The sequence below is a fragment of the Pannonibacter anstelovis genome (assembly GCF_036881715.1).
GTDB classification, from domain to species: Bacteria; Pseudomonadota; Alphaproteobacteria; order Rhizobiales; family Stappiaceae; genus Pannonibacter; species Pannonibacter anstelovis.
In genome coordinates, this window is record NZ_JBAKBF010000004.1 from 212,795 (window position 1) to 226,239 (window position 13,445).

Sequence of the window (13,445 nt, forward strand, 5' to 3'; positions counted from 1 at the left end):
GGCGGAGAGGTTGCCCGCTCCGCCCTGATGATCCGGTTGAGGGATCTTACTTGATCATCGGCAGCAGTTCGCTGACGGACTTCTTGGCGTCGCCGTAGAACATGCGCGTGTTCTCCTTGTAGAACAGCGGGTTCTCGATGCCCGAATAGCCCGTGCCCTGACCACGCTTGGAGACGAAGACCTGCTTGGCCTTCCACACTTCCAGAACGGGCATGCCGGCGATGGGGGAGTTCGGGTCTTCCTGGGCAGCCGGGTTGACGATGTCATTGGAGCCAATGACGATCACCACGTCGGTGTTCGGGAAGTCCTCGTTGATCTCGTCCATTTCCAGCACGATGTCGTAGGGCACCTTGGCTTCGGCGAGGAGCACGTTCATGTGGCCCGGCAGACGGCCCGCCACCGGGTGGATGGCGAAGCGCACTTCCTTGCCGGCGGCCCGCAGCTTGCGGGTCAGTTCCGACACGGCCTGCTGCGCCTGCGCCACGGCCATGCCGTAGCCCGGGACGATGATGACGCTGTCCGCATCGTTGAGGGCCGAGGCAACGCCTTCCGCATCGATGGCGATCTGCTCGCCCGCGATTTCCATGGCCGGACCCGTGGTGCCGCCGAAGCCGCCCAGGATGACCGACACGAAGGAGCGGTTCATCGCCTTGCACATGATGTAGGACAGGATTGCGCCCGAGGAGCCCACCAGCGCTCCGACGACGATCAGCAGATCGTTCGAGAGCGAGAAGCCGATGGCAGCAGCCGCCCAGCCCGAGTAGCTGTTCAGCATCGACACGACCACCGGCATGTCGGCGCCGCCGATGCCCATAATCAGGTGGTAGCCGATGAAGAAGGCCAGCAGCGTCATCAGGATCAGCGCCCAGACGCCCGCGCCATTCACATACATGAACAGCAGGATCAGCGAGAGAGCCGCAGCACCCGCGTTCAGCGCATGGCCGCCGGGGAGCTTCGTTGCCTTGCTGTCCACCTTGCCCGCCAGCTTGCCGAAGGCAATGACGGAACCGGTGAAGGTGACCGCACCGATGAAGACACCGAGGAAGACCTCGACCCGCAGGATGACCTGCTCGACGCCATTCTTGTGGGCCAGCACGGCGGCAAAGCCTTCAAGCGAGGCACGGGCGGCCTCGTCCATGGCCAGCACGCGCACCAGCTCGATGTGGGCGTTGTAGCCGATGAAGACCGCAGCAAGGCCGACCAGCGAGTGCATGGCGGCCACAAGCTGGGGCATTTCGGTCATCTGGACCCGCTGCGCCACGATCCAGCCGATGACGCCGCCAGCGGCGATCAGCAGCACGGAGAGCAGCCAGAGGCCGGAACCCGGCCCCACAAGCGTTGCGGCAACCGCAAGGCCCATGCCGGCGATGCCGTACCAGACGGCGCGCTTGGCGCTTTCCTGCCCCGAGAGGCCACCCAGCGAGAGAATGAAAAGTACTGCCGCAACAACGTAAGCGGCTGTGGTGAAACCATATTCCATCGTGTTTCTCCCGCCCTCTTACGACTTCTGGAACATAGCAAGCATGCGCCGGGTCACCATGAACCCGCCGAAGATGTTGATGCCAGCCATGAACACCGACAGGGCACCCAACAGGATCACAAGGAAGCTGCCGGAGCCGACCTGCATCAGGGCGCCCAGAATGATGATCGAGGAGATGGCATTGGTGATGGCCATCAGCGGCGTGTGCAGCGAGTGCGAGACATTCCAGATGACCTGGAAGCCGACGAAGCAGGACAGCACGAAGACGATGAAGTGGCTCATGAAGCTTGCCGGAGCGAAAAGACCGGCCAGCAGGATGAGCGCACCGCTGCCAGCGAGCAGCGCCACCTGATTGCGCGTCTGCGCCTTGAAGGCAGCCACTTCCTGCGCCCGCTTTTCTTCCGGCGTCAGTTCCTTGGCCTTTTCCTTCGGCTTCTGTGCGGCGATGGCCTGCACTTTCGGCGGCGGAGGCGGGAAGGTGATATCGCCCTTGAAGGTGACGGTCGCGCCGCGGATCACGTCATCTTCCATGTTGTGCACAACCTGCCCGTCCTTGGCGGGGGTCAGGTCGGTCATCATGTGACGGATGTTGGTGGCATAAAGCGTCGAGGACTGGGCGGCCATGCGGCTCGGGAAGTCCGTGTAGCCGATGACGATGACGCCATTGTCCGAGACGACACGCTGGTCGGCGACGGTCAGGTCGCAGTTGCCGCCACGCTCGGCAGCAAGGTCAACAATGACCGAACCCGGTTTCATGGCCGCAACCATGTCGGCCAGCCACAGCTTGGGCGCATCACGGCCCGGAATGAGCGCCGTCGTGATGACGATGTCCATGTCCGGCGCCAGCTCGCGGAATTTCTCCAGCTGCTTTTCGCGGAATTCCGGCGAGGAGGGAGCTGCATAGCCACCGGTGGCCGCACCATCCTGCACCTGATCGGCGAAGTCGAGATAGACGAACTCGGCGCCCATGGATTCGATCTGCTCGGCCACTTCAGGGCGAACGTCGAAGGCATAGGTGACCGCACCCAGCGAGGTGGCGGTGCCGATGGCGGCAAGACCGGCGACACCTGCGCCGATGATCAGCACCTTGGCGGGCGGGATCTTGCCTGCAGCCGTCACCTGGCCGGTGAAGAAGCGGCCGAAGTTGTTGCCAGCCTCGATCACGGCGCGGTAGCCGGCGATGTTGGCCATGGAGGACAGCGCGTCCATTTTCTGGGCGCGCGAGATGCGCGGCACCATGTCCATGGCGATCACATTGGCGCCGGTGGCCTTCGCCTTTTCCAGCAGCTCTTTGTTCTGCGCCGGATAGAAGAAGGAAATCAGCGTTTTGCCCTCGCCGAGCAGCGCAACTTCGCTATCCAGCGGCGGGCGCACCTTGGCGATGATGTCCGCAGCGGCGAAAAGGTCTGCAGCCGAAGCTGCAACTTCCACACCGGCCTTGCGGTAGGCCTCGTCAGAAAAACCGGCGGCTTTGCCCGCGCCGCTTTCGATGACACAGCTGTAGCCGAGCTTCTGCAGTTGCGCGGCACTGTCGGGGGTCATTGCGACGCGCGCTTCCCCGTCAATGACCTCGCGCGGTGATCCAATCTTCATCCCGTACCTCGATATAGAAAATGGCTTTTCCGTCCCCCAGCCCCAAGGCCATCTCACCCTTCTGCTGCAGACGGATTGCATGAACCACAAGGAGCTTGATGAAACACACTAGCGCACTGCGCAAGAAAATACGCGCCCTGTTTATCAAGATTTTTTCTCAACAATGAACTTTGCGCAACAATCTTGCGCGATCTTGTCCACACAGCCCGTGAAGGCTGGAAAGCTTCACGATTTTCGCAGCAATGCAGGACACGCCGAAACGCAATCAGGCAATCAATCAGCAATGAAATTACTTTGGAAGCTAAATTAAATTGCAGGAAACTCAACAATGAACCTGAACGGCGCGGCTTTGGTTCGGCCTTGGGCGGCCGGGCACCCGAATCTCATATTCTAGTATGCTGGATTCTTCCGCAGTGCGATGATGTTGCGGACAGCGCGGCGGCAGCTGCTGAAGCAAGCCCGGTATCGCGTCAAACCCGTGAGGTATTGGACAGCGTCCCGCCGGGGATTGATGCTCTGGCCCATGCACAACGGCAACAGGCTCATCATGACCGCATCAGCCCTTTCCCATCCCGCCCGGATCGAGATGATCGAGACCATCATCATCGATGTACCGACAATCCGGGGGCATGTGCTGTCCATGACGACCATGCAGTCGCAGTCCGTTGTGCTGGTGCGCATCCGCTTTTCCGATGGGTCAGAAGGCCTTGGCGAGGGCGCGTCCATCGGCGGGTTGTCTTACGGGCCGGAAAGCGTGGAAAGCATCAAGCTGGCCATCGACAGCTACATCACCCCTGCCCTCACCGGCGAAGATGGCAACCGCATTACCGCTCTGCGGGCGCTGATGGACAAGACCGTGCGCGGCAATCCGATCGCCCGGGCCGGCGTCGAGACGGCGCTGTGGGATGGCCTTGCCCGGCGGCTGGGCGTGCCGGTCTCTGCCCTGTTTGGCGGCGCCATCCACGAGCGGCTGCCCGTCGCCTGGACGCTCGCCTCCGGCAACAGCGCCACGGACATCGCCGAAGCGGAGCGGATGCTGGACAAGCGGCGGCACCGGGATTTCAAGCTGAAGATCGGCAAGCGCGCGGTGCGCGACGACATTGCCCATGTGGCCGCCATTGCCAGGGCAGTCGGCGAGCGCGGCACGGTGCGGGTGGATGTCAATCAGGCCTGGAGCCTGCAGGATGCCCGCTGGGGCCTCAAGGGCCTGCAAGACGCCGGCTGCATTCTGGTGGAACAGCCGGTGGGCCGGGATGAGCTTTCCGCCCTGCGCAAGCTGACGGATGGCTATGAGATCGCCGTCATGGCCGATGAGGCGCTGCAAGGGCCCGGTGATGCCATGCGTGTCGCGATGGCCGGTCCGGCGGCGGATGTTTATGCGGTCAAGGTGTGCCAGTCCGGCGGGCTGGCCCCGGCGCGGGACGTCATCTCCATCGCCAGCGCGGCCGGAATCGAACTCTACGGCGGCACCATGCTGGAAAGCGGGCTCGGCACGGCTGCGGCGCTTCAGCTTTTCGCCACCGTGCCCGTGCTGCACTGGGGCACCGAGTTCTTCGGGCCGCTGCTGATGATGGAAGACATTCTGGCCGAGCCTCTGGAGTATCAGGACTTCACCGTTGCCATTCCGCAAGGTCCCGGCATCGGCGTGGCGCTGGACGCGGACAAGGTGGCCTTCTACCGGCGCGACCGCACACGGCATCAGACCGCCATCGCGGGCCAGTGACACTCAGACCAAGACCTTTCGATTCTGACGCATCACGCCTTGAAATTGCTCAAGCATTGCACGGGCTTAACCAATGATCGACAAGTCAGGCTCATCGAGCATTGGTATCAGATCAGCTTGCGCGCCACCTTCTGGGCGGTGACGACGAAATTGTGCACGTGGATGCCCTGTTCATCCAGCCGGTGATTGACCGAAATGGCTGTGCGGGCCGCAAAGCCCTCCAACGCGTGAAAGCGGATGCCGTTGCGCTGCACCGCGCCGACAGATTTCGGCACGATGGTCACCCCCTCCCCCACGGAGACAAGCGCCAGCGCGGTCTGCAGATCCATGGTGAAGACGCGGCGCGTCACCTCCGTTCCGGCATCGCGGCAGGCTTTCAGCACGAAATCGGCGAAGGAAGGGCGCGGGGTTTCCGGATAGAGGATAAAGGTCTCTTCCTGTAATTGCGGCAAGCGGATGGGCCGGGGGGCAAGATCCAGCGCTTCGGGCACGGCCGCCACAAGTTCCTCATCCACCAGCTTGCGGCTGATGACCTCCGCATCCTCGATGGCAGGGCGGGCGATGGCAATGTCGATCTCCCGGCGCACGAGAGCGCGGTGCAGGTCGCCGTTGTTCATCGGATAGAGGCTGAGACTGACCTGCGGGCAGGCAGCACGGAAGCTTTTCAGCACCGCAGGCAGAAGGCCGTAGGTGGCAGAGCCGACAAAGCCGATGCGCAGCCGCCCTTCCGCGCCCTGGCCAATGCGGCGGATCTCCAGCTTGATGTCGGCAAACTCGGAAAGGAGCGCCGTGCCGCGCGCATAAAGCCGCTCGCCGGCCTGCGTCAGCGTGATGGCGTTGCGCCCCCGGTTGAACAGCAGCGCGCCAAGGTCTTCCTCGATCTGCTTGATCTGACGGGACAGCGGCGGCTGCGCCATGCCAAGCCGTTCCGCCGCCCGGCCGAAATGCAGCTCCTCCGCCAGCGCGATGAAATACTCCAGCTGCTTGATGTTCATGTCCGGCAGCCTCCCCTCTGCACCTGAGGGAGCATGATCCAGAAAACGTGAATTGTGAAGTAATTCGTATACTGCGGCGCACAAACGAGGCTGCGTGACAGGCATCACCACGCAAATGGCCGCCCCGTAAACGACGAAGCGGCCCTTGTTTTCGCTCAGCTTCTGCGCGTTATTCGGCAGCGATCTGCTGTTCGGCGGCAGCGTCCTTCAGTACGAAGTCGAAGCGCAGGTAGAGGTCGGTGCCGTGTTCGGCGCGGCCCGGCTCGAAGGTGCCGATCAGGCTGTCCTTGACGGCGAAGACGGAGTCCTCGTCCAGCCAGCGGGACTCGGAATCATAGATCTGCGTAACAAGCGTGCGGTAGCCGTCCTTGGCCAGCAGCATGTGCAGGTGGCCCGGGCGGTTGGGGTGATGCCCCATCATGCGCAGCAGTTCGCCGGCCGTCTCGTTGTCCGGAATCGGATAGGGCACCGGACGCAGGGCGCGCATGGCGTAGTGGCCATTCTCGTCGGTCTCGAAACGGCCGCGCAGGTTGAAGTCCGGCTGTGCCGGGTCGTGGTTTTCGTAAAGGCCGTTGGGCGCGTCTTCCCAGATGTCGATGGTGACACCGGCCACCGGCTTGCCTTCCGCATCGCGCACGTAACCTTCCACATAGACGGTCTCCTCACCGTCGAAGTGGGTCTGTGCGGTGGTCGCCCCCTTGGGCAGGACCGGCGGATGCTCGCGGTAGAAGGGTCCGAGCACGGTGGACTCGCTCTCTGCGCCCTCGACCGTATTGGTCAGCATGTCACAGAGCACTTCGACGCCGAGAATATCACCCAGCAGAATGAACTCCTGGCGCTTGTCGTCGCAGACCTGACCGGCGCGGGCCAGATACTGGCAGGCGGCGATGAATTCGTGATGCTGCAACTTCACGTCCCGGCAGAAATCATGCAGGTGGCGGATGAGGGAGGTCATGATCTCCCTGTTGCGGTCTGTAATCGGGCCATGCTTGCCCAGGGACTCGATCACCACACCGGTGACATTCTCAATCGTGACACTGCTCATGCGAACCTCCCTCGCGGCGGCGGGTGCAGAAGGTGTTGCGCCGCGCCTCCCGTGGCAGAACTATCCGCCCCGGTCCGGGCTACGCCAATGACGGCGCGGGTATGGGCCGATACTCAGGACTGAGGGCGCGTCCGGCAAGCCCGAAGCTTGAGCAGATTCTGCCCGGTATCAGCACATACCGGCAGGATCATTGCCGCATAGCCCGGCAGCGGCGAGCCTCTGCCTCCAGCAGCGCAGGAGGGCGGAACGCGGACATGAGCATGATCACGGTATTTGAAGGACTGGCGCAGACGATCGCCGCAAGGCCGGATCTGTTGCGGCTGGGACAGCTGTTCTGCGAGACGGTTCTGATCGAGATTGACGGCGAGGAGATCTACCTGACGTTCCGCGACGGGCAGCTGGTGAAAGTGGTGCCCGGCCCCAGCCGCAAGACGCCCTGGCGCTTTGCCTTCCGCACGGACCGGGAGGCGCTCAACGAGTTCTGGCAGGCGCATCCCAAGCCCGGCTTTCATGACATCTTCGCGCTGGTGAAAACAGGCCGCGGCCGCATCGACGGCGACATGCTGAGCCTCGTCAAGAACCTCCGCTTTATCAAGGAAGTCCTCGCCCTGCCGCGCAAGGGGATTGCAGCATGAGCTTTGAACCCATCACGGGCCGCTACCTCAACCTCACCATCGAAGGCCGGGCGCAGCGCATCTATGTGGAAACGGCCGGTGAAGGCCGCCCGGTCCTGTGCCTGCACACGGCCGGTGCCGACACCCGCCAGTGGCGGCATGTGCTCAATGATGCCGGGCTGACGGCCGGCAACTGCTTTCACGCCTTCGACATGCCCTGGCACGGCAAGTCCCTGCCGCCGGAAGGCTTCGAGCGGGAGGAATACCTGCTGACGACGGAAGCCTATATCGAGACGGTTCTGGCCGTCTGCGCCGCGCTGAAGCTGGAGCGGCCCATTCTCGCCGGATGCTCCATGGGCGGGCGCATTGCCTTGCAGATCGCAGCAAGGCACCCAGGCGTTTTTGCAGGCTTCATCGCCATTGAGGCCTCGGACTTCCAGCCTGCGTGGTATGATATCGACTGGTTCGACCGGCCCGACGCCCATGGCGGCGAGATGGGGGCGGCGCTCGTCTCCACCAACATTTCCCCTTATGCGCCCGCGAAGGAGCGCAACTGGACGCTCTGGATGTTCCGCCAGTCGGGGCCGGGCGTATTCCGGGGGGATCTGTCATTTTACACCCGCGATGACAGCCTGATTCCGCTTCTGGGCAAGATCGACACCGCCGGGGCCCCCGTGCATGTGATGGCAGGCGCCTATGACATGACATGCACGCCGGAAGACGCAAAGCGGACCGCCGATGTCATTCCCGGCGCAACGCTGACCATCATGCCGGAGCTGGGGCATTTCCCAATGTCCGAACATCCGGAGGCCTTCCGGCCCTATTTCGCCGATGCACTGGCGCGGATGCCCAAGTAATATCAAGGCTTTCGATGCTGACGCATCACGCCTTGAAAAAGCTCAAGCGCCGCATAGGCTTAACCAATGCTCGATGAGCCAAGCTCATCGGGCATTGGTGTGAACATCAGCGGATGACACGGCGCAGCCCCTCCTGCACCTTCAGCAGGGGCTGCAGGTAAAGGCCCGGAAGCTCCTCTGCGCTGGCCTGCACGGCAGCAAGCCCCACGTTGAGCGCCGCTACCACCTGCCCGCGGGAGGAATAGACCGGCACGGCGATGGAACGCAGGCCCAGTTCCACCTCCTGATCAATAATGGCATAGCCCAGTGCCCGCGCCTCGGCGACCCGGGCCATGATCTCCTGCGGCGCCGTCAGGCTGCGCGGGGTGCGCGGGGTCAGGTCGCAGCGCTCGATCAGGGCAGCGGCCTCCGCCTCGGGCATCGCCGCCAGCAGCACGCGGCCCATAGAGGTGCAATGCACCGGCAGACGGGAGCCCGGCATCAGGCCAATGGACATCACCCGGCGCTGCGCTGCCCGGGCGAGATAGACGATCTCCAATTCATCCCGGATGGCGACGGAGGCCGACTGGCCGATCTGTTCGGAGAGCTGATCCAGCCAGGGCTGCACCACCTGCGCCAGTGGCAGGGCGGCCAGCGCGCCCATGCCTAGGCGCAGCACCTTGGGCGTCAAGGTGAAGAACTTGCCGTCATAATCGGCATAGCCCGTCTCGTGCAGGGTGAGAAGACAGCGGCGGGCGGTGGCCCGGTCCAGCCCCGTAGCTTCTGCGACATCGGAGATGGACAGGCGCGAACGGTCCGCCCGGAAGGCCTCCAGCACACTGAGCCCCTTGGCGAGAGAGGCGATGAAGTCGGTCTTGTTCAACATGCGCACATAAAATTACGGGAATTGAACAAAAGTCAACATCCGCACAAAGCCGTTTCCCGCCGTCACAAGGCAGCGTAGCTTCCTGCCCGGAAGTCTCCCAGGGAGGATATTCATGGACAAGAGAATTGCCACGCTTGCGGAGGCCGTCGCCGGCATTCCGGATGGCGCCTCGGTGATGATCGGCGGCTTTGGCGGCGCTGGTGCGCCGATCGAGCTCATTCACGCCCTCATCGACCGGTATCTGGCCACCGGCAGCCCGAAGAACCTGACGGTCATCAACAACAACGCCGGAAACGGCCATGTGGGCATTGCCGCGCTCATCGAGCAGGGCATGGTCGCCAAGATGGTCTGCTCTTTCCCCCGTTCTGCCGATCCACGCGTCTTCACCGAACTGTACCTTTCCGGCAAGATCGAGCTGGAACTGGTTCCGCAGGGCACGCTGGCCGAGCGTATCCGTGCGGGCGGCGCAGGCATCCCCGCTTTTTACACTCCCACCGCCTATGGCACGGATCTGGCCAAGGGCAAGCCGGTGGCCGAGTTCGATGGCCGCCATTATGTGCAGGAGCGCTGGCTGAAGGCTGACTTCGCGCTGATCAAGGCAGAGGCCGGAGATCCTTACGGAAACCTCACCTACCGGATGGCGGCGCGCAACTTCGGCCCGATCATGGCCATGGCCGCAGCCTGCACCATTGCGCAGGTGAGCCGCGCCGTCGAGGCAGGCAGCATTGATCCGGAGGCGGTCATCACCCCCGGCATTTTCGTCGACATGATCGTGGAGGTGCCCTCCCCGCAGCAGGAGGAAGCCCTCAACCGCGCAGGAGCCCATCACCCATGACCAGCAAGCTCTCCAACGCCCAGATTGCCTGGCGCGCCGCGCAGGACATCACCGATGGTGCCTATGTGAACCTCGGCATCGGCTTTCCCGAAATGGTGGCCAAGTTCCAGCCGCCGGGCCGCGAGGCCATCTTCCACACCGAAAACGGCATCCTCGGCTTCGGCGAGGCTCCGGCGGAAGGCGAAGAGGACTGGGATCTGATCAACGCGGGCAAGAAGGCGGTGACGCTGAAGCCTGGCTCAGCCTTCTTCCACCACGCCGACAGCTTCGCCATGGTACGCGGCGGCCATCTGGATGTGGCCATCCTCGGCGCCTATGAAGTGGCGGAAAACGGCGACCTTGCCAACTGGTCCACGGGACCGAAGGGCGTGCCAGCCGTTGGCGGGGCCATGGATCTGGCACACGGCGCCAAGCGCGTTGCCGTCATCACCGATCACGTAACCAAGGATGGCAAGCCGAAGCTGGTAGAGCGCTGCTCCCTGCCGCTCACAGGCGTCGGCTGCGTCACCCGTGTCTATACATCGCTCGCCGTCATAGATATCGAAAAGGGGCATTTCGTCCTGCGCGAAAAACTGCCAGCCTTGACGCTCGAAGCGCTGCAGGCCCAGACCGGTGCAAAGCTGCATCTGGATGGCCCCGTGGCAGACCTGACCGTTCCGGAGCTTTGATGATGAACGACGCATATATCTGTGACTACATCCGCACGCCCATCGGCCGTTATGCCGGTGCTCTGGCCAGCGTGCGGGCCGACGATCTGGGTGCCATTCCGCTGAAGGCGCTGATGGACCGCAACCGCAGCGTCGACTGGGGCGCGGTGGACGAGGTGATCTACGGCTGCGCCAACCAGGCGGGCGAAGACAACCGCAACGTCGCGCGCATGAGCCTGCTGCTGGCGGGCCTGCCGGTCGAAGTGCCGGGCACCACCATGAACCGGCTTTGCGGTTCGGGCATGGATGCAGTGATCGCCGCCGCCCGCGCCATCAAGGCCGGGGAAGCGGAGCTGATCATTGCAGGCGGCGTGGAAAGCATGTCGCGTGCGCCCTTTGTCATGCCCAAGGCCGACGCCGCCTTCTCCCGTGAGAATGCCGTCTATGACACCACCATCGGCTGGCGCTTCGTCAACCCGCTGATGAAAGCGCAGTATGGCATCGACTCCATGCCGGAGACGGCGGAGAACGTGGCCGAAGACTATGGCATCTCGCGTGCCGATCAGGACGCCTTTGCCCTGCGCAGCCAGCAGAAGGCGGCCGCAGCCCAAGCCAATGGCCGCCTTGCAGAAGAAATCACCCCGGTGATGATCCCGCAGCGCAAGGGCGAGCCGAAGGTGGTGGACAAGGACGAGCATCCGCGCGAGACGACGATCGAGGCGCTTTCTGCCCTCAAGGCGCCGTTCCGCGCTGGCGGTTCGGTGACGGCGGGCAACGCGTCCGGTGTGAATGACGGTGCCGCTGCGCTCATCATCGCCTCGGCGGAAGCTGCCAAGCGCTATGGCCTGACCCCGATTGCCCGGATTCTGGGCGGTGCCACTGCCGGCGTGCCGCCGCGCATCATGGGCATCGGACCGGCCCCGGCTTCCAAGAAGCTGCTGGCCCGCCTCGGCCTCACCCAGGACAAGCTGTCGGTGATCGAACTGAACGAGGCTTTCGCCTCGCAGGGCCTTGCCACGCTGCGCGACCTCGGCATCGCCGATGATGATGCCCGCGTCAACCCGAACGGCGGCGCCATCGCCCTCGGCCATCCGCTGGGCATGTCTGGCGCCCGCATCACCGGCACCGCTGCCCTGCAACTTGCCAAGACCGGCGGCTCACTGGCACTCGCCACCATGTGCATCGGCGTCGGCCAGGGCATCGCCGTGGCCATCGAACGCGTCTGATCTGATAACGCTGGCACAGCGTTTCAGGCCCCCTCCCCCTCGTGGGGAGGGGAGCGGAGAGGCCCTGCCACAAATCAGGCGCATCGCCGCGGGCGGTGTCCGAACGTGATGTGAATCCGATAGCCCTTAAGGCGGCAGACGGGGTATCTGACTATCCGTTTATGAGAGAGATGGTACTGTGCTGAGGCGCTGCTCTCCCCCTCTATCTGCTGACGCAGACATCTCCCCCTCAAATGGGAAGAGGGACGCAGCGGCAAAACGAAAGCCCGATCCTCTTCCTTTCGGCTGATGTAAACACGTCCCCCCGGTGAAAGGACCGCCGCATGGAACTTGCCCTGTTCAGCGCGCTGTTCATCATGTGCTTTGCGATGTTCTTCGGCGTCTTCTATCTGATGATCAAAAGCCGCCTCGACCGGGCCAAGGCTGCAAGGATCACGCAGGAAAACGGCAGTTATATTATCCCGCTGGTGGCTGGGTTCTCGGGACGCAAATACGTGCCGTGGCTGGCGCGCTCGACCAATTCGATCAATCCGAAGCTGGTGTTTCATCCTGACCACGTGGAATGCAAGGTCATCCGCACCCGGACCGAGCCCTATGGCAACATCTCCCGGGTGGACTACCGGCACAGCATCGGCACGCAGAACATCTGCTTCGAGTTTGCCAACTCCTCCACCACCTTCACCGGCAACACCGCCAACAAGGAGCTGACGCGGGAGGCCATCGCCCTTTTGAAAGAGCGCGGCTGCCCGCTTTCCCCGCGCGCCAAGGCGCTCTTAAGTGAGCCGCTCGATCGGGCACGTGGCGAGAACTGAAGTTTTCTCACTTGGACGCCCCTGCCAAAGCTGCAATATGACGGCCTGCCCTTCCGGCATGCAGAGACAGCCATGGACCCGGTTTCAGCCATTATCGCCTTTTCGATTGCAGCTGCCCTTATGACACTGACGCCGGGACTGGACACGGCGCTGGTGCTGCGCACGGCCACCGTGGAAGGCCCGAAACAGGCCTTTGCTGCGGGGCTTGGCATCTCCGCCGGCGTCATCACCTGGGGCTTTGCCGCCTCTGTGGGACTGGGTGCGCTGCTGGCTGTCTCGGAAGCGGCTTACCGGGTGATGCAGTTTGCCGGTGCAGCCTATCTGATCTGGCTGGGCTTCAAGATGTTCCGCGCCGCCCTGCGCCCTGCCGATCCGGCGCAGCTGGAAAAAGCCGCCGCTGAAGTTGCCGCAGGCCAGAGCGCCAGCCGGGGCTGGTTCTGGCGCGGGCTGATGACCAATCTGCTCAATCCCAAGGTCGGCGTCTTCTATGTCAGTTTCCTGCCGCAGTTCATCCCGGCGGATGTACACGTCACCGCCTTCAGCACGGGACTTGCCGCCATCCATGGACTGATGGGCGTGCTCTGGTTTGCCCTCATCATTCTTGCCACCCGGCCCATTGCCGGACTGCTGCACCGCCCGTCCTTCACGCGCGGCATAGACGGGCTGACGGGCTCCGTCCTGATCGCCTTCGGCCTCAGACTGGCTCTGGAACGGCGCGGCTGAACGCCAGAAATCAGACACAGGATCAAAAGC

Annotated in this window: 13 protein-coding genes; 8 read left to right on the forward strand and 5 right to left on the reverse strand. The window is 63.4% G+C overall.

Annotated features, from left to right (window positions below; all coding sequences use genetic code 11):
- Positions 1-46 precede the first annotated feature (46 nt).
- Together V6L75_RS08550 and V6L75_RS08555 are read right to left on the reverse strand one after the other, a co-directional pair.
- Positions 47-1,480: an NAD(P)(+) transhydrogenase (Re/Si-specific) subunit beta gene (locus V6L75_RS08550; RefSeq protein ID WP_334251082.1), complete on the reverse strand. Its 1,434-nt coding sequence runs from the start codon at positions 1,478-1,480 to the stop codon at positions 47-49.
- An 18-nt stretch (positions 1,481-1,498) separates the two neighbouring features.
- On the reverse strand, positions 1,499-3,073 hold the full coding sequence (locus V6L75_RS08555; RefSeq protein ID WP_334251083.1) for a Re/Si-specific NAD(P)(+) transhydrogenase subunit alpha: 1,575 nt from the start codon (positions 3,071-3,073) through the stop codon (positions 1,499-1,501).
- A gap of 547 nt (positions 3,074-3,620) precedes the next feature.
- Between V6L75_RS08555 and V6L75_RS08560 the strand changes: the two genes are divergently transcribed.
- Positions 3,621-4,796, forward strand: a complete 1,176-nt coding sequence (locus V6L75_RS08560) for a muconate/chloromuconate family cycloisomerase (protein ID WP_334251084.1) — start codon at positions 3,621-3,623, stop codon at positions 4,794-4,796.
- 107 nt (positions 4,797-4,903) lie between these two features.
- On the opposite strand, the gene V6L75_RS08565 is transcribed toward V6L75_RS08560, so the two are convergent.
- Together V6L75_RS08565 and V6L75_RS08570 are read right to left on the reverse strand one after the other, a co-directional pair.
- Positions 4,904-5,791 (reverse strand): LysR substrate-binding domain-containing protein, encoded by an 888-nt coding sequence (locus tag V6L75_RS08565; RefSeq protein WP_334251085.1) that lies wholly within the window; start codon positions 5,789-5,791, stop codon positions 4,904-4,906.
- A 169-nt stretch (positions 5,792-5,960) separates the two neighbouring features.
- Positions 5,961-6,836, reverse strand: coding sequence for a dioxygenase family protein (locus V6L75_RS08570; protein ID WP_334251086.1), 876 nt, complete (start codon positions 6,834-6,836; stop codon positions 5,961-5,963).
- A gap of 254 nt (positions 6,837-7,090) precedes the next feature.
- Between V6L75_RS08570 and V6L75_RS08575 the strand changes: the two genes are divergently transcribed.
- The gene (locus V6L75_RS08575) at positions 7,091-7,471 is read left to right on the forward strand and encodes a hypothetical protein (protein ID WP_334251087.1); all 381 of its coding nucleotides are present in this window, start codon (positions 7,091-7,093) and stop codon (positions 7,469-7,471) included.
- Positions 7,468-8,307, forward strand: a complete 840-nt coding sequence (locus V6L75_RS08580; RefSeq protein WP_334251088.1) for an alpha/beta fold hydrolase — start codon at positions 7,468-7,470, stop codon at positions 8,305-8,307. Before V6L75_RS08575 ends, V6L75_RS08580 begins: the two co-directional genes overlap by 4 nt.
- Positions 8,308-8,413: 106 nt before the next feature.
- Here V6L75_RS08580 and V6L75_RS08585 read toward each other — a convergent pair whose 3' ends face one another.
- Positions 8,414-9,172 (reverse strand): IclR family transcriptional regulator domain-containing protein, encoded by a 759-nt coding sequence (locus tag V6L75_RS08585; protein WP_334251089.1) that lies wholly within the window; start codon positions 9,170-9,172, stop codon positions 8,414-8,416.
- A 112-nt stretch (positions 9,173-9,284) separates the two neighbouring features.
- Here V6L75_RS08585 and V6L75_RS08590 point away from each other — a divergent pair, with 112 nt between their 5' ends.
- The 5 genes from V6L75_RS08590 (at position 9,285) to V6L75_RS08610 (ending at position 13,415) form a co-directional block, all read left to right on the forward strand.
- Entirely contained in the window at positions 9,285-10,007 is a 723-nt protein-coding gene (locus V6L75_RS08590; protein WP_334251090.1) for a 3-oxoacid CoA-transferase subunit A, read from the forward strand.
- Entirely contained in the window at positions 10,004-10,675 is a 672-nt protein-coding gene (locus V6L75_RS08595) for a 3-oxoacid CoA-transferase subunit B (RefSeq protein ID WP_334251091.1), read from the forward strand. Before V6L75_RS08590 ends, V6L75_RS08595 begins: the two co-directional genes overlap by 4 nt.
- 2 nt (positions 10,676-10,677) lie before the next feature.
- Complete coding sequence (gene pcaF, locus V6L75_RS08600; RefSeq protein WP_334251247.1) at positions 10,678-11,880, forward strand: 3-oxoadipyl-CoA thiolase; 1,203 nt, start codon at positions 10,678-10,680, stop codon at positions 11,878-11,880.
- A 323-nt stretch (positions 11,881-12,203) separates the two neighbouring features.
- Positions 12,204-12,692, forward strand: a complete 489-nt coding sequence (locus tag V6L75_RS08605; RefSeq protein WP_334251092.1) for a hypothetical protein — start codon at positions 12,204-12,206, stop codon at positions 12,690-12,692.
- A gap of 72 nt (positions 12,693-12,764) precedes the next feature.
- Positions 12,765-13,415, forward strand: a complete 651-nt coding sequence (locus V6L75_RS08610; RefSeq protein ID WP_334251093.1) for a LysE family translocator — start codon at positions 12,765-12,767, stop codon at positions 13,413-13,415.
- Positions 13,416-13,445: the final 30 nt, after the last annotated feature.

Excerpts from the sequence above, each read along its gene's own strand:
- V6L75_RS08550 (WP_334251082.1), bottom strand. The coding sequence starts at position 1,480 with ATGGAATATGGTTTCACCACAGCCGCTTACGTTGTTGCGGCAGTACTT.
- V6L75_RS08555 (WP_334251083.1), bottom strand. The coding sequence starts at position 3,073 with ATGAAGATTGGATCACCGCGCGAGGTCATTGACGGGGAAGCGCGCGTC.
- V6L75_RS08560 (WP_334251084.1), top strand. The coding sequence starts at position 3,621 with ATGACCGCATCAGCCCTTTCCCATCCCGCCCGGATCGAGATGATCGAG.
- V6L75_RS08565 (WP_334251085.1), bottom strand. The coding sequence starts at position 5,791 with ATGAACATCAAGCAGCTGGAGTATTTCATCGCGCTGGCGGAGGAGCTG.
- V6L75_RS08570 (WP_334251086.1), bottom strand. The coding sequence starts at position 6,836 with ATGAGCAGTGTCACGATTGAGAATGTCACCGGTGTGGTGATCGAGTCC.
- V6L75_RS08575 (WP_334251087.1), top strand. The coding sequence starts at position 7,091 with ATGAGCATGATCACGGTATTTGAAGGACTGGCGCAGACGATCGCCGCA.
- V6L75_RS08580 (WP_334251088.1), top strand. The coding sequence starts at position 7,468 with ATGAGCTTTGAACCCATCACGGGCCGCTACCTCAACCTCACCATCGAA.
- V6L75_RS08585 (WP_334251089.1), bottom strand. The coding sequence starts at position 9,172 with ATGTTGAACAAGACCGACTTCATCGCCTCTCTCGCCAAGGGGCTCAGT.
- V6L75_RS08590 (WP_334251090.1), top strand. The coding sequence starts at position 9,285 with ATGGACAAGAGAATTGCCACGCTTGCGGAGGCCGTCGCCGGCATTCCG.
- V6L75_RS08595 (WP_334251091.1), top strand. The coding sequence starts at position 10,004 with ATGACCAGCAAGCTCTCCAACGCCCAGATTGCCTGGCGCGCCGCGCAG.
- pcaF (WP_334251247.1), top strand. The coding sequence starts at position 10,678 with ATGAACGACGCATATATCTGTGACTACATCCGCACGCCCATCGGCCGT.
- V6L75_RS08605 (WP_334251092.1), top strand. The coding sequence starts at position 12,204 with ATGGAACTTGCCCTGTTCAGCGCGCTGTTCATCATGTGCTTTGCGATG.
- V6L75_RS08610 (WP_334251093.1), top strand. The coding sequence starts at position 12,765 with ATGGACCCGGTTTCAGCCATTATCGCCTTTTCGATTGCAGCTGCCCTT.